The organism is Photobacterium sp. DNB22_13_2 (genome assembly GCF_052873915.1).
The window spans coordinates 41,020-62,702 of sequence record NZ_JBNNXU010000003.1; the positions used below are offsets into that span (position 1 = coordinate 41,020).

The 21,683-nt window shown below is 44.3% G+C and carries 15 protein-coding genes and 1 pseudogene; 3 read left to right on the plus strand and 13 right to left on the minus strand.

The features are described from left to right. Nucleotides 1-13: 13 nt before the first annotated feature. Nucleotides 14-766: a hypothetical protein gene (locus ACVA58_RS05735; protein WP_446509491.1), complete on the minus strand. Its 753-nt coding sequence runs from the start codon at nt 764-766 to the stop codon at nt 14-16. A 467-nt stretch (nt 767-1,233) separates the two neighbouring features. On the opposite strand from ACVA58_RS05735, the gene ACVA58_RS05740 reads away from it, so the two are divergent. Beyond that, a complete protein-coding gene (locus tag ACVA58_RS05740) occupies nt 1,234-1,959 on the plus strand; it encodes a sulfite exporter TauE/SafE family protein (protein WP_446509492.1) in 726 nt (241 codons plus the stop codon). 13 nt (nt 1,960-1,972) lie between these two features. On the opposite strand, the gene ACVA58_RS05745 is transcribed toward ACVA58_RS05740, so the two are convergent. The 9 genes from ACVA58_RS05745 to ACVA58_RS05785 form a co-directional block, all read right to left on the minus strand. After that, entirely contained in the window at nt 1,973-2,389 is a 417-nt protein-coding gene (locus tag ACVA58_RS05745) for a hypothetical protein (RefSeq protein WP_446509493.1), read from the minus strand. Between the two features lie 16 nt (nt 2,390-2,405). Next, nucleotides 2,406-3,617 carry a serine hydrolase domain-containing protein gene (locus ACVA58_RS05750; RefSeq protein WP_446509794.1) on the minus strand — a complete coding sequence of 404 codons (1,212 nt, stop codon included), beginning with the start codon at nt 3,615-3,617 and terminating at the stop codon, nt 2,406-2,408. Between the two features lie 221 nt (nt 3,618-3,838). Then, complete coding sequence (locus tag ACVA58_RS05755) at nt 3,839-5,221, minus strand: NCS2 family permease (RefSeq protein ID WP_446509494.1); 1,383 nt, start codon at nt 5,219-5,221, stop codon at nt 3,839-3,841. A 305-nt stretch (nt 5,222-5,526) separates the two neighbouring features. Then, nucleotides 5,527-6,843: a guanine deaminase gene (gene guaD / locus ACVA58_RS05760; protein ID WP_446509495.1), complete on the minus strand. Its 1,317-nt coding sequence runs from the start codon at nt 6,841-6,843 to the stop codon at nt 5,527-5,529. Nucleotides 6,844-6,932: 89 nt separating this feature from the next. Beyond that, nucleotides 6,933-8,339, minus strand: a complete 1,407-nt coding sequence (locus ACVA58_RS05765) for a nucleobase:cation symporter-2 family protein (RefSeq protein ID WP_446509496.1) — start codon at nt 8,337-8,339, stop codon at nt 6,933-6,935. A gap of 244 nt (nt 8,340-8,583) precedes the next feature. Continuing rightward, nucleotides 8,584-11,454, minus strand: a complete 2,871-nt coding sequence (locus ACVA58_RS05770; RefSeq protein ID WP_446509497.1) for a molybdopterin-dependent oxidoreductase Mo/Fe-S-binding subunit — start codon at nt 11,452-11,454, stop codon at nt 8,584-8,586. Between the two features lie 2 nt (nt 11,455-11,456). Continuing rightward, entirely contained in the window at nt 11,457-12,251 is a 795-nt protein-coding gene (ygfM, locus tag ACVA58_RS05775; protein WP_446509498.1) for a molybdopterin-dependent oxidoreductase FAD-binding subunit, read from the minus strand. A 444-nt stretch (nt 12,252-12,695) separates the two neighbouring features. Beyond that, nucleotides 12,696-13,277, minus strand: a complete 582-nt coding sequence (locus ACVA58_RS05780; protein WP_446509499.1) for a hypothetical protein — start codon at nt 13,275-13,277, stop codon at nt 12,696-12,698. Nucleotides 13,278-13,350: 73 nt separating this feature from the next. Then, the gene (locus tag ACVA58_RS05785; protein ID WP_446509500.1) at nt 13,351-14,163 is read right to left on the minus strand and encodes a hypothetical protein; all 813 of its coding nucleotides are present in this window, start codon (nt 14,161-14,163) and stop codon (nt 13,351-13,353) included. Between the two features lie 551 nt (nt 14,164-14,714). Here ACVA58_RS05785 and ACVA58_RS05790 point away from each other — a divergent pair. Then, a complete protein-coding gene (locus tag ACVA58_RS05790) occupies nt 14,715-15,275 on the plus strand; it encodes a hypothetical protein (RefSeq protein ID WP_446509501.1) in 561 nt (186 codons plus the stop codon). Between the two features lie 123 nt (nt 15,276-15,398). On the opposite strand, the gene ACVA58_RS05795 is transcribed toward ACVA58_RS05790, so the two are convergent. Next, complete coding sequence (locus ACVA58_RS05795) at nt 15,399-16,307, minus strand: dienelactone hydrolase family protein (protein WP_446509502.1); 909 nt, start codon at nt 16,305-16,307, stop codon at nt 15,399-15,401. 409 nt (nt 16,308-16,716) lie between these two features. On the opposite strand from ACVA58_RS05795, the pseudogene ACVA58_RS05800 reads away from it, so the two are divergent. After that, nucleotides 16,717-17,996, plus strand: a pseudogene (locus tag ACVA58_RS05800) (SGNH/GDSL hydrolase family protein). Between the two features lie 136 nt (nt 17,997-18,132). Here the strand turns inward: ACVA58_RS05800 and ACVA58_RS05805 are convergent. Both ACVA58_RS05805 and ACVA58_RS05810 read right to left on the minus strand, forming a co-directional pair. Next, a complete protein-coding gene (locus ACVA58_RS05805) occupies nt 18,133-19,770 on the minus strand; it encodes a hypothetical protein (RefSeq protein WP_446509503.1) in 1,638 nt (545 codons plus the stop codon). Between the two features lie 475 nt (nt 19,771-20,245). Next, complete coding sequence (locus ACVA58_RS05810) at nt 20,246-21,649, minus strand: ApeA N-terminal domain 1-containing protein (protein WP_446509504.1); 1,404 nt, start codon at nt 21,647-21,649, stop codon at nt 20,246-20,248. Nucleotides 21,650-21,683 lie beyond the last annotated feature (34 nt).

Sequence of the window (21,683 nt, forward strand, 5' to 3'; positions counted from 1 at the left end):
CAGACTGGCTGCTTTAAATAATGCCCGCAGTGACATAAACATCGACATCATCGCTATCAATTACCGTTAAAGAACCAGCACGGGGAGTGAGTGTAACACTGGAATCAACCGCCAGCGTTGTCGCGCCCTCCAACAACTTCAAGTCCAAATGCCCCGAATCATTAACATCAATTCGAAGCGCATCTGATTTATTACCATCAAAGTGAGCAATCAAATATCCGTAGCCTTCGTTAAGACCCGTCAATTGGCGTCCATCAACTTCAAATGCATCATCATTCGTCACCCGCTGCCAAGTAACAGCGCCGGTAATATCTTCTATTTCGCCATCATTAAAAGTGGCCGACACCTTAACATCAACAGTCTGCCCTACCATGACGTTAGTGATGTTCATTTCAATATTCATCTCATCAACCGAAGAGTCACCGACAATAACCGTACCAGGCTGAGCGGATTCAAAGCCGTTAAGAGTTGCATAAAGACTAGCTGCACCAGGTTTTGCGGCAAAAATAGTTCTTTTTTGAACAATCGACACACTCTCGGGGTCACTACTGTGCCACTCAACACCTTGCACATCTCTTACATATGTCCCGTCAGCATAAAATGCATCCGCTGACATTTTTAGCGTTTCACCATCGCTGAGTTCAATATGAAAAGGAACCACAAAAAGCTCTAATATTTCATCATCAGATGTCTGAGCAAACACAACCGAAGTCCCAAAAAAGAGTATGGCTATCCCAATCCATGGCCAAACCTTTTCAGATACCATACAAACCTTCCCGTCGATTACATTTAACTATTAAAATTTCTGATATTGAAAAGCGACGAGGGATGAACAGTTTTTAATGTAAAGCCCCCCAAAAAAATGAGATATGTGATGTCGAGCCAAACAGTTTGTCTGTTTTATGTAATCAAAAACGCTAAAGTTACTCAAAGCGTTTAATATAAGTTAATTATTGCGTCCCTTTGTGCTTTCCAAAAATTCGATAATCAATCGGATTTCTCCAGTCATCGACTTCTATTGATAGCAACAATTCACCACCCAATATTACATTAAAATCCCCCCTCCTTATCATCAGCAACTTTCTACCACCACAAAAAATCATAATGAGGCATATATTTACCACGATAAAAAGTTTAATATTATGGCAGTCAATTGTGTTTACCCGTGAAAAGGCCAATTGTTATTCCAGCTGTATACATGCCGTTAAATACTCGCACATAACAGAGGTCATTGTGGATAGTTACATTTTAATACTAGGAATAATATTGCTCTCAAGTGTTATCCAATCTACATTTAGCTTCGGTGGAGCCTTAGTTGCATTGCCATTACTCATATACTTCTTTGACGTTGGTAATGCTGCCGCCTTGATGACCCTAATGTCTTTTACGGTTTCGATTTTCGTTTTGGCCAGCTCATGGCGTAACATTGATTTCAAAAGCGCATCACGACTTATTATATCCTCTTGTATTGGTATACCAATCGGTATCTACTTTGTTGCTAGTTTAGATGAGTCAATTGTAAAATCAACGTTAGCTGCAACTATCATCTTGTTTTCAACACTGAATCTACTAAAAATAAAAAAGACCAATAAAGTAAGTGAAAAATCAGCACATTGGTTTGGCTTCATTTCAGGTGTTTTTGCTGGCGCATATGGTATGGGAGGTCCACCCGTCATTCTTTTTGCTTCTTTAGTCGGTTGGACACCTAGTAAATTTCGCACAACAATTCAGGCACATGTCTTTGCTACTAATATTTTTGCTATCGCCAGTCATCAACTAGTTGGAAATTACAACATGGAAGTAATAACAGCTTACTTATATTGCTTACCTGTTGTTATTTTAAGTGTTTTCATTGGAAGTTGGGCTCACAATAAAATATCACCCGACAAACACAAAAAGATAGTCAATTACTTACTTTTTTTACTTGGTGCAAATTTAATGTTGTCCACTGTCTGGTAAACGAAGATAAAATTCACTGTTCAACGTACCATATCCCACTACATGGCGCGTTAGTCACTCTCCATTCTCCGTCGATACGGTTCTTTTGTGCCGTACCGGTAAAGCGGTAGCCCCAGCGTGGGCTATCAGCATAGAGTTCCAACGTTCCATTCTTAGAGATCCAACCGCGAAGTACGGTATTGTTATACATCAGTGTCAACTTAACCTCGCCATGCGTTATCGTGCCAGTCACTCGGGTTTCAAGACAAATTTTATCACCGCTGATATCTATTCTCTCGCCTTCCCATTGCCCATCAAATGCGGTTGATATAGCGAATGAGGGCTTCTCCGGTAATGCAGCATTAATCGGCTGCCTTTCATTATTGCCTAACTTTACTATCATAAAGGCCAGTAGGCCGGCAACTGTGAAAATATAGAAACCTTTATTCATTTTAATCTCTTTAGTATTAACTAATATATTTTGCTTTTTTTATTCCGAGTGAAGGCAAAATATAATCAACAATTAACTCAAAGGGATAATCTTCATCTTGACCAATAAAAGCCCCGGATGTCATTGTGATGACTAACTTCAACTCTGGAATGATAAACATCTCCTGACCACCAAAACCGCGCATCCCGGCAATTGTCAGCCTCTCCCCATCGACAGTAATGAATGGAAACCACCAATTGTGGCCATATTCTATCGCTTTGTTGGTCCAGAACTTTCCTTTGGGCTTTAAACTCGCTTCGGCCCACTCCTCCGTAAAGATACGCAGACCATTCCATACCCCTTTATTGAGATAAAGCTGCCCTAGTTTGGCTAAATCCCTTGAACGGAGATACAAGCCAGAGGAGCCCAAATATTCACCAGTCACTTCATGAGCAAACCAATCATAATGACTGATACCAAGGGGGTGAAATAAAGCCTGTTCGGCATATTGCCTTAGGCTCATTCCCGTAATTTTTTCTACAACACCCCCGAGCAACACACTCATAGCACCTTGATAGACGCACACCTCGCTGACTTGGTAAGCCATTGGTTTATAAAATATATATTGATACGGATCCTTGGATAACCACATCTCCATCGCATCACTGGGGTAAGCGCCCCATTCATTCCAATCTAACCCGCTGTTGAAATCGAGCGCATGCCTGATGGTAATTGGCTGCTTGCGCACCGTATCTGCAACGACTTCATCCTGATAATAATCAAACAATGATATATCTTTGCTCGGTATCGCTTGTTGGTAGAGTAGATTGCCGATCAAGGTCGAGGTGATCGTTTTGGTGACCGATCGCATTTGGTGATAGGTGTCAGGCGAAGGAGGAAAATACATTGGCATCGGTGTACCATCCGCCGAGCTTCTTACTGGATAGTATTGCTCGAACACCAATTTACCATTTCGTGCTATCAATAAAGACTGCACTTTCTTGGTTTTTCGTAATGTAACCTGGTTGTGCAGGTCGACGAGTATCACAGCGTTAAAACCTTGTTGCTCGGGTAGGTTAACCTCCCAATCACTTTGATTTGATGTTTGCACCCAGTGGAAACCTTCCATATCAGCTGTTGGCGGATTGGAAATGACCCAAACAATAATTAACGCAGGCATCATCACACACAAAGCGATAACCAAACGCTTGAAAGCTTTATTTGTTACCTTCGCTCTACTTTCCACCATAGCCAATAATACTCCCTTTCCCAAGACGGAATTTCCACTACTCACAAACAATCAATGTGAAGGTAGGCTATTAATAAAAGGGAATAAAGTGGCCTTTACGACAACTGTTGAGTCGGTTGTTAGTGCTTGAAAATATTGCGAGTCAAATAACAAAAACACCCCTCATTTTTCAATGAGGGGCGCTAATTTTATTGTCGTAAAAAGTGATGCTTTAACGGAACTTAAATAGCCCAGCCACCAGCGTAGAAAGCCACCAGTACAATCGCAATGATCACTGTACCTGCATTCAAGCGTTTCGCTTCACCAGAAATAACACGGCCAATCACCAATGAGCCGAAGCCCAGCATGATACCGGTGACAATGTTACCGGTCAGCACGATGAACACCGCACACATCAGGCCGGATAGCGCATCAACCGAATCAGCCATATCCAATTTACTCACGTTGCTCATCATCAGCAGACCTACGTACATCAAAGCCGGAGCCGTTGCGTAAGCCGGAACCAAATAGCTGATCGGAGATAAAAACAGTAGCAATACGAATAGACCACCAACAACCGTTGCGGTCAGACCCGTTTTACCACCAGCAGCAGTACCTGCAGCAGACTCGATATACACAGCCGCTGGCGCACCACCAACGAAGCCCGCAAAAATACTACTTACTGAGTCAGAAGTCAGAGCCTTACCACCATCAATGATTTGACCGTCTTTATCCAGTAAGTTCGCTTGGCCGGCAACCGCACGGATAGTACCGGTTGCATCGAAAATCGCTGTCATCACCAATGCCAACACACTTGGGATCACGATTGGGTTCAATGCCCCCATGATATCCATGGTACCCAATAGCGACTCACCTTCCGCGCCAAACGATGGCATCGCAAACAGACCTTGATAGGTTACATTCGGGTCGAAGATCAGGCCGAAGATCGAAATAGCTACAATCACCAGCAAAATACCACCAGGAACTTGACGCTTCTCAAGACCAAAGATCGCTGCCAGACCAACAATCGACATTATTACAGGTAGTGACGTGAACTCACCCAGCGCGACAGGCAGGCCCGCGTGAGGGTTCTGCACTACCAAGCCAACACCATTGGCAGCAATCAGTAGCAAGAACAAACCAATACCGATCCCTGTTCCGTGCGCAATACCAGACGGCAGGTTAGTCAGTATCCACTGACGTACACCGGTGACGGTAATGGCGGTAAACACCACCCCCATCAGGAATACGGCACCCAGTGCAACCGGAATACTGATCCCCTGCCCCAATACCAAGCTAAATGCGGTAAACGCGGTAAGGGAGATCGCACAACCAATAGCCATTGGCAAGTTTGCCCATAGACCCATCAGTAGCGAACCAAACGCGGCAACCAAACAGGTAGCGATAAATACCGCTCCTTGGTTAAACCCAGCGGCACCTAGCATGCTAGGTACAACAATGACTGAGTAAACCATTGCCAGGAATGTCGTCAAACCGGCGACTACTTCCTGCTTTACACTACTGCCGCGCTGGGAAATCTTAAAATACCCATCCAACCCGCCTTTTCGGGGAGTGTCTTCTGCTACTACTGTAGATTCATGATGAATCGAACTATTTTCAGACATGATGTGATTCCTTGTAAAATTTAGTGTCAGGCTCTTGGCCTAATCACCTGAAAAATGTTGAGCTTCCTCTCAACCCGCCCCGTCGCAATCGATTGCTTTTTGGGGGCTGTGACTTGTCCGTCACGTAATAAATGTTGCTGACTTTTATCGACACAACCCCAGTTAACAGAACCCATCAATTTCCAAATTGGAATATCCCTAGAGCAAATAACCGGGGCTGGGCAAGGTAAATTGGCGGCGATTATACGCTTCACTCACCCTGCATTGTCAAAAAATTATTTCCACCGAAACCGTTTGCGTAAAATTTAACCGCGTTCGTACACTAATCGGCCATCAACATAGGTTCGGTAGATGCTACGGTCATCGCCCAAGGTCATTAGCATGAACAATTTCTCAGGCAAATCTTTCGAACTGTCGTAACGAAGTTGCTGGAGCGGTGTCGAGCATGGGTCGATAATGACGAAATCCGCTTCTTTGCCCACTTCGAAGTTACCGATCAAATGATCCAACGATAGTGATTTAGCCCCGCCAAGCGTCGCCAGATAAAAGGCCTCGAATGCCGACAAACGGTACTCCTGCAACTGCATGACCTTGTAGGCTTCATTGAGGGTTTGCATCATATTGAAGGTGGTTCCTGCGCCGATATCAGTCCCCATGCCGACTTTCACCTTACGCTTCCACGCCTCCTGTAACTTGAACAAACCACTGCCAAGATAGAGATTTGAAGTTGGGCAGAAGGCAACGGCCGAGTCGGTTTCCTGTAAGCAGTCCCATTCTTCGTCTTCAAGATGGATACAGTGGGCAAACACACTCTTAGAGCCCGTCAGACCGTGGTGGTGGTAAACATCCAGGTAACCGTCTTGTTCAGGATAAAGCTCTTTCACCCAGGCAATTTCATTCTTGTTTTCACATAAATGGGTATGAACATAGGTGTCAGGATATTCTTCTTTGAGGCGCCCAGCCATCGCAAGCTGCTCAGGCGACGAGGTAGGTGCGAAGCGCGGTGTGATGGCATAGAGCAAACGGCCACGTTTATGCCAACGCTCAATTAATTCCTTTGTTTGGTTGTAGCCGATTTCCGGCGTATCCAGCAGGTACTCCGGTGCATTGCGGTCCATCATCACCTTACCGGCGATCATCCGCATATTGATCTTCTCGGCTTCTTCAAACAGTGCATCAACTGATTCAGGGTGAACCGTGCCAAATACCAAGGCCGTTGTGGTGCCGTTTCGCAGTAGCTGCTTGATAAAGAACGTCGACATTTCGCGGGAGTAGTCTTTATCTTTATAACGCGCTTCGGTCGGGAAGGTGTAATTGTTCAGCCATTCCAGTAGCTGCTCGCCATAGGCACCCACCATTTCGGCCTGTGGATAGTGAATATGGGTATCGACGAAGCCGGGCATCACAATTTTACCAGGATAACTGCGAATCCGGACCGTTGGCGGGATTTGATCTTTACCTTCTTCCCATTCGCCGATCCACTCGATACGCCCGTTGTCGACTAACATCAAACCATCTTCAATAAAGCGGATGTTTTGCTCTATATCTTCCGGTTTGTCGACAACCTTTGCGATATCTAAGATAGACGCTCTAATCGCTTTAACTGATTGGGTATATTCCATGATTACCTCTTATCTTTCTGTGCTGGTCAGTGGTAGGGACACCGTTGTTTCCAGCGCTTATTTTTATTAAATTCGTTCTGTTGTGGGACTTAAACTTGTTGCTCACGTGACTGCACTGCCTCTTCCTCGGCCAATGCTTTTTCACACTCTTCACATTCTTTGATTTGCTCTTTCAACGCTTCGCGTTTTTCATTCGCACTTTCTGCTTCATCGGCGCGGTTAATACCCAAAACAATATTAAGACCCAGTGCCACTAGAGAGCCCGTAGTAATACCCGAGCCTAGGATGACGCGCATTGAATCAGGCATATAGGTCAAGATTTCGGGACGAACGGTAACCGCCATACCTGAGGCTACACCGACCGCGATGATAAGCATATTGCGTTTGGTAAAATTAATTCGTGACAGGATGCCAATACCGGCCGAGATGATCATGGCGAACATCACAAGTCCAGCTCCCCCTAGTACTGGAGATGGGATAGTAACCACAATACCACCCAGTTTCGGGAACATACCGGCGATCAGCATGATCACACCAGTTACCGCAACCACATGACGGCTAGCAACACCGGTGATTGATACAATACCGACGTTCTGGCTGAAGGATGAAAATGGGGTGGCACCAAATACCGAGGCAAGGGCACTACCGATACCGTCACACAAAATACCTTTCGACAGTTTCTTTCCGGTCAATTTGGTATGGGTTGCATCACTCAAGGCCAGGAAGTCACCCGTCGACTCCATGATAGTGACCAGATAAGCGATAGACATCCCAATAACGCCACTGACGGTAAAGCTCAATCCGAATGGTAATAATTCAGGCAAGGAGAAAAACTTGGCTTCTTTTACTGGCGTAAAGTCAACCACACCCATGAATATCGCGACAATGTAGCCAACCATCATACCAATGACGATTGCAGCAGCAGAGACTAGCCCTTTGCCAAGTTGCGACAGCACAATCACTACAACCAACACCAACAGACCCAACATCAGGTTATTGATTTGACCGTAATGCTCCTGCCCGACAAAGCCACCCGCGAACCAGTCAACAGATACCGGTAAAATTGTCAGACCAATCAAGACCACCACGGTACCGGACACCACTGGTGGAAAGAGCTTTCTGATTTGCGGCATGAAGCGGCTACCGATGATCATCACCAACGAGCCGACTAATGATGCGCCAAATATCCCGGAAATTCCCGAGTCCATACCAATGGAAATGGAGATGGCAACAAAGGTAAAGCTGGTTCCCATCACCACCGGAAGCCGGATCCCAACAGGACCTACTCCTTTGCACTGGATGATAGTCACCACGCCCGATACCATCAGGGCTGCGTTGACCAAAATCACCATTTGATCGGTTGGTAGGCCAATCGCACTACCGACCACCAAAGGGACGGCAATGATAGCCCCCATCGCGGCAAGCATATGTTGAAGAGCAAGGAGGATCGCTGCGCCCATAGGAGGCCTGTCTTCCACGTTATAAAGCAGTTTCATTTCAGTTCCATCCGTAATCTATGATTTGATAACCTAGCCAGAAACTCCTGGGCCCTTTACAACAAGCTCAACCAGAGCCTGTGCCTGCCTACCCGCTTATACCCTGACCGCCCCAAATTCATGGGAAACAGTCGATACTCGCCAAGTTATGACGGCGTAATTGCCATAACACCAGCCCGGTAAACCGTGGCCGAAAACAAAACGGCCATTTCCCATCCCCTGGAAACGGCCGCTTGTGCATTGATTAAAGCTTATTCAGACCTTGTAGAACCTTCTCTGGTGTAAAGTGCCAATCCCGCATCCACACACCACATGCATCATGAATCGCACTGGCAATGGCTGGGGCTGCACCGTTAACACCAATTTCAGAGATCGATTTCGCACCGTAAGGGCCAACCGGATCATCACTTGGTACCAACACCGCTTTGAAGTCGCGAGGTATATCGCCAATCATCGGTGCACCGTAGCTCTTCAAATCACGGGTCACGGGCACACCTTGCTCATCGTAAATCAGCTCTTCATATAAGCTATGGCCGATGGCTCGCATACTGGCACCATAAATCTGACCAAGAGCCAAATCTGGGTTAACCGGGGTACCGCAGTCGAGTAAAGCATGGAACTTATCAAGACGGATTTCACCAGTTCGAGTATTCACCGCAACTTCGGCGAAGTTCGCACCATATGGGAAGGCAAATTCCGGAGTGGTGAAGCAACCTGAAGCCAATAATTGTCCCCAGCCTGTTCCACTTTCCGCTTTGTGAGCAATATCGAAGTAGCTCACTTCACCTTGCTTACCTTTCACCATGCCCGGTGCCACAATAGCGACATCTTCCACAGGTTCACCCAGCATTTCAGCGCCGCACTTAAGAACTTTCTCGCGCATTGCTTCAGCAGCACGCTTGGCCGCATTACCAGAGAAGCATGTTCCTGATGAGGCGTAGGCCCCCTTATCAAACGGTGCGTGGTCGGTATCACCAGAATGAATAGTGATTTCATCCATCGGGCAACAAAGCACTTCAGCGGTCAGTTTACTGATCACTGTATCAAGGCCTGTACCGATATCGGCAGCACCTGAATGAACAATGAAGGTACCGTCTGACGCCATCTTGATCTGGCAGTTAGCCTGATCGATATCTGGAATACCGGATTTCTGCTGGATAATTGCCACACCGCGGCCCACTTTCCATTCACCATCATCCTGCTTCGGACTGTCCCACTCAATCAGCTTGCGCCCTTCGCGTAGGATTGGCTCAAGCGCACAGCTGTGAACTTTCGGTGCACAGGTCGGCATCTTACCTTCGCCGATTGCTGCTAGGATTTTCAGCTCTTGGCCTTCAACCACACGGTTCTTCTCAACCATATCAAGATGGTCGATACCCAATTCATCAGCCATTTCGGCCATCGCCATGGTCAGTGCAAAGTTACCTTTCGGCGCACCGTAGCCCTGGTAAGCCCCGGTCGGACAGATGTTGGAGTAGTAAGTCGTTACCCTGAAGTCCACATTGTCACAAGGATACAGAGGTAGCGACAAGGCAGGACCGTTTGATGGTACGGTCAGCGCATGGTTTCCGTAAGGGCCAGTATTGGCACGGAAGTCCATATCAATGGCGGTTAACGTACCGTCTTTCTTGGCGCCGAGTTTCACCGTCACTTTGGCAACGTGGCGGGTTGAGTTACAAATAAATTCTTCTTCACGGGTATGGTGGAAATACACCGGACGGCCAGTGGTCCATGTTGCCCATGCACACACATCTTCCAGCAAGATATCTTGCTTCGAGCCGTATCCACCACCAACACGTTCTTTAACGATGTGTACTTTGTTCTGCTTCACATCGAGGATTTTGGCAACCTGACGGCGCACGTGCCAAGGCACCTGAGTCGAATCGTGCATCACGATACGATCGCCATCCATGTAGCTGTAACAGATATGGGTTTCAACCGGTAACTGCTGAACCTGCTTCGACTCGTAAGTACGTTCGATAATCTTATCCGCTTCAGCAAAGCCCTTATTGAGATCACCGATATGACCGCGGACGCTAGCGGCAATATTCTTGCGCGGGAAGCAACCAATAGGGAAGTTCACAATCAGCTTACCTTCACGCGGATCAGCGTTGCGGTTCTGCTCTTCCAAGTCTTCAGGCGCGCCTACACCATATTCGATAGGCTCATTGTGAATGATCGGCGCATTGGCAGCCATCGCCTCGTCAATGCTCATCACTGGCTCCAACACCTCGAACTCGACGTCGATAAGCGTCAGTGCCTGCTCGGCGATTTCCACCGACTCAGCCACTACAGCTGCAACACGGTCACCCACATGGCGCAGTTTCTGACCAAACATACGGCGGTCGAGCGGCGATGGTTCTGGGGCACTCTGGCCACCAGGGGTGTACGGAATATCTGGACAGTTCTTATAGGTGATAACCGATACCACACCCGCAAGTGCTTCTGCTTTGGAGACATCCAAATGCTTGATCCATGCATGAGCATGAGGGCTTCTCAGCATCTTGATAACACAAGCGTTGGCAGGGATTCGGTCTTCAACATAACAAGGCTTGGCCTGCACCATTTTCGCCGAATCAATCTTCGGACAGTTCTTACCGACCACTGCCAAGTCATCACGGAATTCTGGGGCAAATTGCTGGGTATATGCGGGGTCGCCAAGGCGTTTCACAGCCAATTCGACCACTTCGTAAAACTGCTGATAACCGGCATCACGACTAAATAGCCCTGATAAAGCATCATCAATCTCCGTGCGGGTTGGTTGCGGAATACGTTCCAGCATTTCAGTTAAGATCAACGCCAATGCTGGATCGTTGTAGCCTGATTGCACCACACCCACATCGATCATCGCCTGTTGAACCAAGCTCAATTGGTTCCACTCACCCAAGGATTCTGCGGTTTTAACTTCCGCGCCTTCAAGTTGGGCGGCAATCAACAAAGAGGCATTGATCAGTTCACCGTTAAGCAAGACCACATCTGATCCGGCGTAACCCCAGCCATCATCACTGTTACGAACCGAGTGAAAGCCCATGGAATGAAGCAATGTCTGAACATTTTCACCAAGACGGCAATCCAAAGATTGAGGGCGGCCATTTAAGGTAAATTGAATCGTCATGATTATGCTTCCTCTACCAAGTGCTGACATTCAGCCATCAAATCCGTGATTACAACGCCTGCGATATATCGCTTATACTCCACACTGCCGCGGATATCGGCTTCAGGGTAAATGGCATCGGCAACTGCTTGTTCCAGCAGCTCCCCTTTTAAATCTTGCGCTTCTACATCGCGCAGACGGACTGGACGGGCCGCACCTTGATGCAGAGGCGAAACGCCATCAAGCGCTATCACCTTGTTGCCTTGCTTATCAATAGATACTGCAGCAGTCACAATCGCTAACCCCGCCGCTGAGCGGGCAATGTTGTAACCGATACAAGTCAGGCTTCTATCCGGGATAATGACAGTCGCGATGAGATCACGCTCTTCACTATTGATGTAATCTTCAACATCCATTTCTTGCCCATTAGCCAGCTTCAGTTTTGCTTTTAGCGCAAGCAGGCTAGGTATCAATAATGCCTCTGGCTGTCGTGCGGCAATTTCACCACCCAAGGTGGCTTGGTTACGGATGTGACGGGAGTAAATAAAGGCAGCAGATTGCTTCAAGGCCACAGGCACGAGTTCGTGGTCAATCAATTGCTGGATATGACACATTGCACCGATATGTAGGCTATCGCCTTGCTGCTCGATATGGGAAAGATTCAGTTTGCCCAAAGAAATAGCAACAGTTTTGTCGGTTTTGGTTGGTGCTGCATTGATTTTGGATCCGCCTGCAAACCAGATGGCCTCACAGCCATGCTGTTGCTTTAATTCAAGTGCCTGAGCAGGGGTATCAGGCGTTAGATATTGTTCAATCATGTTATTTGCCTTTTCGCATTCTCATTGTTATTCCTGCACCATGCGTTCGGCCTAATGGCTTTTACGGAACGTTATTGATGTCTTGAATACTTAAAAGGCAACAAACACGCCAAACTGCTGAAACTGGCCTGCTGAGGCAAAGATTCGTGAGCATAGTCCTAAATTTCAGTAAAAATGAGATCACTGTCGGGACACATGTCACTTTTTCCACACCGGATAAATCCCTAGGTTATCAGGCAGATAATAACGGTTATCACTAAACGAAGAGGTGATATCAAAATAATATCAGGGAGCTATCAAAATGATATGAGTGGGAGTGATAGTGTTTCTATCAGTAGAAGCAGTCGGTTTCGAGCAAATTGTGTTACAAGTATGTATAATGATCAACGCGACTATAAACAAACATAAGGCCGGAATACCGGCCTTATATTAAGCTATATCTGATTATGCAGTAGGCTCGAGCACTTCACCTCGAGTATACTTAGCAATAGCTTCTTCAGCTGTTTCCGCCTTAACAAAGCCTATTGAATTATATCCAGATTCTAAACAATCTGAAATATCATCTGGACTAGTGAAAATCCCTATATCAATCGCCTTTGTAGAAGATCCTTTATTAAATATTTGATATTTTCTGCTTTGCCGTGTCTCTTCTATGATCTTTTCTATTGTTGAAGCATTTATGGCCTCTTCGCCCAAATTGAAGTATATCGACTTCAACTCAGATTGTGCTTGAGGGAGGTACTTCGGTGAAACCCTTTCAATTAAAGACTGGTTAGCAATTTTTATTGAATCAACATATTTCAATGCTGTATCCCATTTAGAATCATCTTGATTAACACTCCCTTCAACTTTGCTCTGATTAACCGAGTCCTTTGTGATTTTACTCACGATGAAAACAATCAGAAACGAAGCTAGAGGTGAGATAATAAGAGATAATATAAAGAAAAGGATTCCTGACATACCTTTTCCAGAAGCATAAATCCCAACAAAAACCCCAAAAATAACCCACAAAACAAACCAGATCATAACAATCTCCCTGTTAATATTCCGTACTGAGAATTAAAATACATAAAACATATCAACAAAAAATAAAGTACATTTATTTTTTAATAGTGCCAAAAAATGTATGTATCTCATCACTTGCAAAAACATTAATTTTTACTTGCGTCCCAATAACTAAATCATTAATTGCACTGATCGCAACTGCTGTATTTTTTCTAACGTCACATGTAGCAGACTTTATAACCGCATCAAAATTGTACCGCATCAAACCAACATATTTGCTGGGGTTTGGTGTTGCAGAAAACTTACAACCCTGATCTGAAACGAATACAATCAAATTTTCTGAAGAATCATAGGTAAACTCTGTATTACTAGTCATTATTCCTTCAAGCATGGATAAATCAGAGTCAAGCTTAACCCGACTGGTAAAAATTAACTTACCAATGGAAGAATCATCTATTGGAGTGCTCAATGTATAATTAATTTGATAAGGTACTTGAGGGTTATTCGACGGCAAAAAAGTAGTATTTAATGTAGCATCACCGACATACTCTGTACCTCCAAACAATGACAATTTGAAAAATGGAACTTTAATTGTGAAGTTTTCACCAGTGTCAATATAACCACCACCTTGATAAGTCTGGCTACTAGTAGATATATAGGAAAACTCCACATAACCATTATCTGTAACATCAAAATTATAAATTTTTCCTAGCACTTGAGTTATGTCTTCCCCTGCACCGAAATATGCACCACTATAATCTGAAGTATCTATTGAACCGATTACTGATCCATTACCAGCCTCACCATCACGATCTTCATCATTAATACTATCACCACCGCCAGATCCCCCCCCACAACCAACAAGTAGAAATGACGCAAGAAAAGTTAAAAGCAATTCCTTTTTCATACAACAAGTTTCCTATCACAACAAAGGTATTAGTATGATATTGGTTCCATTTCCCGTGTACAGAAAGCAACCAGAAAAGTGTCATTATTCATGCTATTGCACTTCTGATATGTGATCCAACACACTAAAGAACACAAAATAATGCTTTTAAATCATAGAGATAAGCAAAACTGCTACGAATACAAATTACACTAAAGGTATACCGTTCAAAAAAACAGCTGACTTCTTTTTACAAATTCGTTCAGTATCGATGACTTAATAAAAGTGTAAATTTGGCCTTGTTATAGGTTTATTTTTGCTTATTGAATGTCGAAACTTGAACAAAAATGCGAACACGTTCAGAGCACATGTCACTTTTCCACACAGGGTAAAACCCTTTAATATCAGTTATATAATAACAGTTACCACCAAACACGGAGGTACTATCAAAATGATATGGATGGGAGTGATAGCTCCTTTAGGGGCATGCCTGACTGAAACTTATATCGAACATTCTATGTGGCAAACTTTAATTGTACTACATATCAAACTGTCTATAGATTGGGGCTGTTATGTTGTTTGAAACTAGTCGTATTCAGTCAGTCTTAGTAAGTTGTATTCTCTCTCTGTTATTGTTTGGGTGCAGTTCGTCGAATGAAGACGAAAGTGTTGACGCTGCTGCCAACGAGCCTGTCAATGAAGAAGGGCCAGAAATTACTGCTGTTGCAATAACACAGAGCCTTCTTCCGCCAAAAGGTAAACCAGGATCTCTTTCTTACCCTATCTTCTTATTGGAAAATTTAGACTTCTTCAGAGAAGGCCTCGATTACGAAAACCCGGCTCAATTCACAATGTTTTATAACGGGGGTTGGGAGTTTTACGCCGATCGCATCGCTAACTATCGCAACACAAGCACGGATGAAGGCGTGACATGGGTATTATGGTTGAGGGCCTCATTTCACGGCGAACGCGATTGCAGCGGGCCGATATTGTACGCAGAAAACTACCGCTTATATTCAATTGACTATAACGGAGATGAAAGAAACATCAAAGTGACAGGCCACGATATTAAATTCCCTCAAAAAGCATCTGAAATACGCTGTATAAGGTATTATCAGGAGTGGACTCGTTAGAGTGAAGGTAATTAAACTGTTCTACTGTTTATTTCTTTAAATGTCACTAAAACAGGTATAGAAATAAAAACATGAGAAATATATGGGCAGATAAATTATCTGCCCTTTTATCAGCTAACAAAATTATGCTAGTTGTTTAGAAAAGAACTCAAGTGTACGGCTCCAGGCTAACTCCGCCTCTTTTTCAGCATACCGGCCTGTCGAATCGTTATGGAAGCCATGATTAACACCTTCATAGACATGAGCAGTGTATTCTGCACCAATCTCTTCAAGCTCCGTTTCATACTCCGGCCAAGTTGCATTTACACGTTTATCGATTCCGGCAAAATGTATCAGCAACGGACCTTTGACATTTTTTCTTAAATCTTGAGCTGCAGGGGTACCGTAAAACGGGACACCCGCATCTAACTGGTTAGGGATAACAGCAGCCAACATATTGACAATATAGCCACCAAAGCAAAACCCTACAGCGCCTAATTTCCCATTGCTTTTTTCATGCGATTTAATGAAGTTAGCTGCCGCGATAAAGTCTTCTTCGATAAGCTCTCTCGACAGAGATTTCTGCATCTCACGACCTTCATCATCATTACCGGGGTAACCGCCTAACGAGAATAGTGCATCCGGTGCAAAAGCAATATAACCCGCAGCCGCAAGCCTTCGTGCTACATCTTTGATATATGGATTGAGCCCTCTATTTTCATGAACAACCAATACAACTGGAGCCGTGCCTTGCAACTCTCTTGGGACGACGAGATAACCTTGTCCCTTGCCATGCCCTTTAGGGGAAGGAAACTTCTCATAGGTTGCCTTGATTGATGGGTCATTGAAAGATACCTGCTCCGCCTGCGCATAATTAGGAATTAGAGCAGACGTTAATGTCGTCATGGTAAACCCAAGCACAGCCAACCCTGAGAGCCTTGTCAAAAACTCCCGTCGATCAATTAAACCGTGGGCATATTCGTCGTACCAATCAAAGGCTTCTTGTGGAATAGGTCTTGTTGATGTTGATAAAGACTCGGTATTCTGCTTCATAACTTTTCCTTGTTCTGATTAGTTTTCAGTCTTAGCTTACCTAATGATCATGCTGTACAGCCTTAATGTCTGCGTCCCTTAGTTAGTCCCGATAACTATAGTAGAAATCTCAACATTATTGAACGGTCACTCAAAAATAACTTCAAATAAAATATGGTAAGTAATAAAGCGCTATATAGATGAGGCTTCAACTAACTGCTCCTCACTTCCAGATAACTTTATTGACAAAACTATTTTTCCATTTCTGTTTATAAAGCGATCCTTATACCAAGTTATTACATTTCAAAAACAAAGCCATTGATATAAAACCATTCACAAGCAAAATGCCGCTTTCAACACGTTAACCAACAATTATTCAATTAATCATATAGTTAATAGCGTTAACTTCATTAACAAGAAGAAGAATACAATGAATAAATTACTACTTTCTCTATTATTGTCTTTCGCGGCATACGCTTCAGAGGCTGTAGGTTTAGAAACAGCAGCTTTAGAACCGCTTACCCCTGAGGCCATTACTTCATATCAGGTTAGCAATGTTCAGGCTAACCAAAATTATACCTATGTTCGCTGCTGGTACCGCCCCCATTATAATCATGACGACCCGGCGACTACCTGGGAATGGGCGCTAGACGAAAACGGTGACTACTTCACTCTAGACGGATATTGGTGGTCATCGGTGTCATATAAAAATATGTTCTATACCGATGCTAGCCAAGAAAAAATTATCGAGCGCTGCAAGGCGACACTTGGCGTCGAACATGAAACGGCTGATATGAGTTACTATGCCGCAGATAACCGGCTATCTTTTAACCATTCTATTTGGTTCAATGATCCTGTCTTCCAGCCAAGTACCATCAATAAAATGGTTGCCTTTGGTGATAGCCTGTCTGATACCGGCAATATATTTAACGCCTCACAATGGCTATTCCCCAACCCTAATTCTTGGTTCTTGGTTCTTGGTTCTTGGGTCGCTTATCCAATGGATTGGTATGGACAGAATACCTAGCCCGTGACAAAAATATCCCGCTTTACAACTGGGCAGTCGGTGGCGCAGCAGGCACCAATCAGTACATAGCGCTGACCGGTATATATAATCAGGTCACCTCTTATCTGACCTATATGAAAATGGCACAAAACTATCAGCCTGAGCGTACTCTGTTTACCTTGGAGTTCGGCCTCAACGACTTCATGAACTACAACCGTGATGTGTCTGAAGTCAAATCAGACTTCAGTAGCGCGCTTATTCACCTGACAGACGCTGGTGCGCAAAATATTATGTTGTTTACCCTGCCGGATGCCACCAAGGCTCCGCAGTTTAAATACTCGACCCAGGATGAAATTGAGAAAGTTCGGGCTAAAATTCAGCTATTCAATGTCTATATCCGCGAACAGGCTCAGCTCTATCAAGACAAAGGAATCAACGTCGCGCTGGTCGATGCCGCGCAGATGTTCAACGATATAACTACAGCACCAAAAGCCCATGGTTTTGATAATGCCAAAGACGCATGCCTTAATATCAACCGCAGCAGCGCGATGGATTACCTTTACAGCCACAGCCTAACCAATGACTGTGCTTATCATGGCTCTGACAAATATGTGTTCTGGGGTGTCACCCACCCAACCACCTCAACGCACAAATACATTGCTGACAAGATCCTAGCTGGGGTTATCAATCATTACGTTTTTTAACTACGATTTTCAATACGAATTTAAACTAGAAGTTAGCTATCTAAATGACAAGTCAAAAGCCACCTTCTAAAGAAGGTGGCTTTGCATTAGCCCCGAATATAGAGGCCTACCCTTTATTACTGTTATTCTCGTAATGCTACTTGGCAGCGAGAAACTCTTTTGCCTGCTGTAATCGCTGCCGATCGGCATCCCCTTCTCCAGCAACATCAATCAGCATTTGATAATATTGCCCAGCCTTGTCTTTATCTCCAGCCATCTCCGCCGAACGGGCTGCGCCATAGAGGCTATTAAAGCGATTCTTGCTTCGGATCAAGGCTATGACATATTCATCCAATGCTTGTTGATACATTTCCAATTCCCACAGCATGTCAGCCAGCAACTCTCTAGCCGGTATGATTTCGCCAGGTGTCACAGGATGCTTTTCAGTAGTCGCCTCTAGATCAGCAGCACTTTCCATGGTCTGCAATGCTTGTTCACGCTCGCCTAGGTCAAATTGATGCCAGGCCAGCGAAGACAGGCGCTGGATTTCAACCTGTTTACCCCAATAGGCCGAGTTTTGTTCGGCTTGAGCCTTCAGTTCTCCCAGCCTTTTTAGCGCTTTCTCGGCGCCTTGCTTATCACCCGTTCGGGCTGCCCCAAGTGCATTGGCAAAGTGAGTAATCGCCTCCATAGCCGGATAGTTATCCCATGGATAACTGCTAGGTGTTTTAGGTACTAGTTCTGCTGCTGCTGACCATTGCTGTCTTTCTAGTGCATACCTTGCCGGCACAGCGGCCAGCGTATAGGCCGAAGCAACATGCGGCTGAATCGGAGCATCGAGCCCTTGAATAGTTTCGACTACTTCCAGTGCTTTCGCGTCCTGTGCCTGTTGAAGGTATGAATACGCCAAGTAATCAAATGCATGGAGGTAATGAAGAGAGAGCATATCACCAGCAGGATGGTTCTTGGCAGCTTCGGCCGAGCGGATATTCATGGTGATTGACTCTGGCCATAAACCAAGCCGGGTAAAAATATGCGTTGGCATATGTAAAGCATGAGGAATAGATGGGGCAATATCACCGTAATTGCGAGCTACATCTAATGCTTTGGGGGCCAGCTCGGGATAATCATAAGCATGGATTATATAGTGATGCCCTCCCGGGTGCTCAGGGATCTTTTCCAAAACAGTGGCTGCGGTCTCACCCGCCTTCTTCTGTATTACATAGCTTTTATCATCTGGTGAAGCCGTCGCCAAATGGGCCAGCGCATAGAAGGCGGTTGCTTCAGGATCATCCGGAAACGACTCCATCACTTTTTTCCAGCCTTGCTCGAAAGCGCTGAGGTTAGCCGCTTCTTTGGTATTGCGGCCCTGAGCATAGTAACTTTCCACCGCCTCAATATAGGCAAGCTCCCGCGGAGTTTTCTCTCCTTTGCTAGCGGCTAACTCAAGCATTGACTGGCCTTTAGCAAATTCATCTTGATCAGGCGGATCAGACCAAAGAGGATGTATCATTGACATTGCCACTCCCCAATAGGCCATAGCGCAATCAGGATCACTTTTAATGACGTCTTCGAACGTTGCCTGAGCACCGACATAGGTCATGTGGTGCAGCAAAGCCAGCCCTCTTTCCAGCTTAGGCTGGCTTTCTGAATTGCAAGAGGTAGCAAAGTGAACGGTGCCTAGTTTGTCCTTGTCATCGGAGTGTTTTGTTGCGTGAGCACTCTGGCCAAGGAATGTTGAGCTGATAAATATGGCCGCCATCAATCGCAGGCCATGCCGACTATTCATACTCATCTTCTTACTCCAGAACATAGGTAATTGGTTATACCCAAGCTACTTCAAGATGCAGGTTCAGCGAGAATTTATAAGCTTATAGACAAGACATTGTTTTGATGATCTAGTGGATCTAAATCAAGAAACAATAACGCGGTATAGAAGCTTGATTGAAGAAAGTATAGGTAAAAAACCTGCCCGGTGATGCTCCAAGTACAGGGTTATGTCTTTGTCTACATCATGGTGTTTTGACACCCCCGGCAATGTCGAATCTTGTTGGGGCTGGTTCCCATCACATAGGTTCCCCATCTTCTGGACTAGCCTTATCCGCTAGCTCGAAGCTGGACATTTCCTTGTTACGAAGTTTGGGGAATACTGATATTTCAGATAACTTCTAATATGCCAAAACATGGTAATAAGCTATAAATGTGTGGCCAGATTCGCTAGTCCACTACAATAATTATGTACTCATTTTTAAACACACTTTTTAACGTTCTCAACCATCAAACTTTTGAACAAAATGAAATCTTTTAAGGCGATGAGCTAGTGAAGAACTAACTTCGGGATGAATCCCAATCTTGTTCAACAATGCTAAGTACAACAACACTTCAATAAATGATGAGTACTTAGATAAATCACTATCGCTGACTACATAATCATTAGCATGGGTGATATCGTTCCTAAGTTTACAAATTTTCTGAATGCCTTGTTTGTCGTACAATAAACCATCTTTTAGCTCAGGGGGCAGGCAATCATAAAAATCACCAATACATTTATCTGTATTGTACTTAGCACCATTCATTTTTTTGATTCTTCCAATTAAGTTCTTTACATCTTTCTTTTTACCATTCAACTTCTTACGAAGGTATCCCTCCGATCTATCAAGCAGGTTATCGAGGGAGCCTTGTTCAACATAAGTTCCTTTCTTGTTGGTAAGCCTCTCTAATATCCTGAAATATCCTAAGAATCTTTCTTCGTCAGATTTCATTCTTTTGTATCTAAGATACTTAGAAAACGAAACTCTATCCCCCTCTGATAGGTTGAAATATTGATTAACACTATCTAGAGAAAGAGCAGGAATTGGTAAGTCATTAAACTGCAAGTCATGCCCTAACGGATAAACAGGATAATCCATTTCATGAGTTCTGTTTGTTCTAGGGTAGTAGGCACTAGTTTTCACTGAGAAGCCTATCTGAGAAGTGCTAATCTCAATCGTTTCCATATCAAAATCTGAACCGACATAAAGAGTCATAAGGTCATACAGTTTGTGTATTTCATGACTTAATTTGTTCAGCGGTATATAGGATTCGAAAGCAATATTTAGCCTTGGTGGAAAGTTTAAACCTGAACTAAACCTCTTAGGGTTATAATGTGTCTCAAGATGATAGTAAAGAATCAAGGCACCATAACCATTAATAGGTTGTATGACTTCTGTAGTATCGTCAGTCATTGGTCTTAGTGTTTTCTTATGATACTTCTCTACAAGGTTATTTTGAGTTTTGGTCATTCCGACCCACTTCCCAATCATTGTAGAATCGATAGAAAACCCAAGTGCAGCGCAATCTGAAGGATAATAGGTTTCTGAACTGACAATAAAGCCGATTTCAAATTCAAACTCAAAGAATCCTATATTTTCATCTACCGTCGTTCTTAAACACTGACTCCCCCTGTAAACCTCAGACAAATCAAATAACCAAAAGTACCTATTGAAAGAATTACACTTTATCTCTTTTGATAAAAAGAAATCCATTGACGGTTCACGCTCTCCCATTACCCTCAGAGTACACTTTTCAGGGGATAGAATAAGCCTACCAGCGAACTTTTTATCTTCATCTTCTACTGAAACCTTAAACTCGTATGATTGATTGAGGTTCAAAATCTTATCTTCACTAAGCAACATCAATTCCTTCAAACAGATACTCAACTGAAATCAT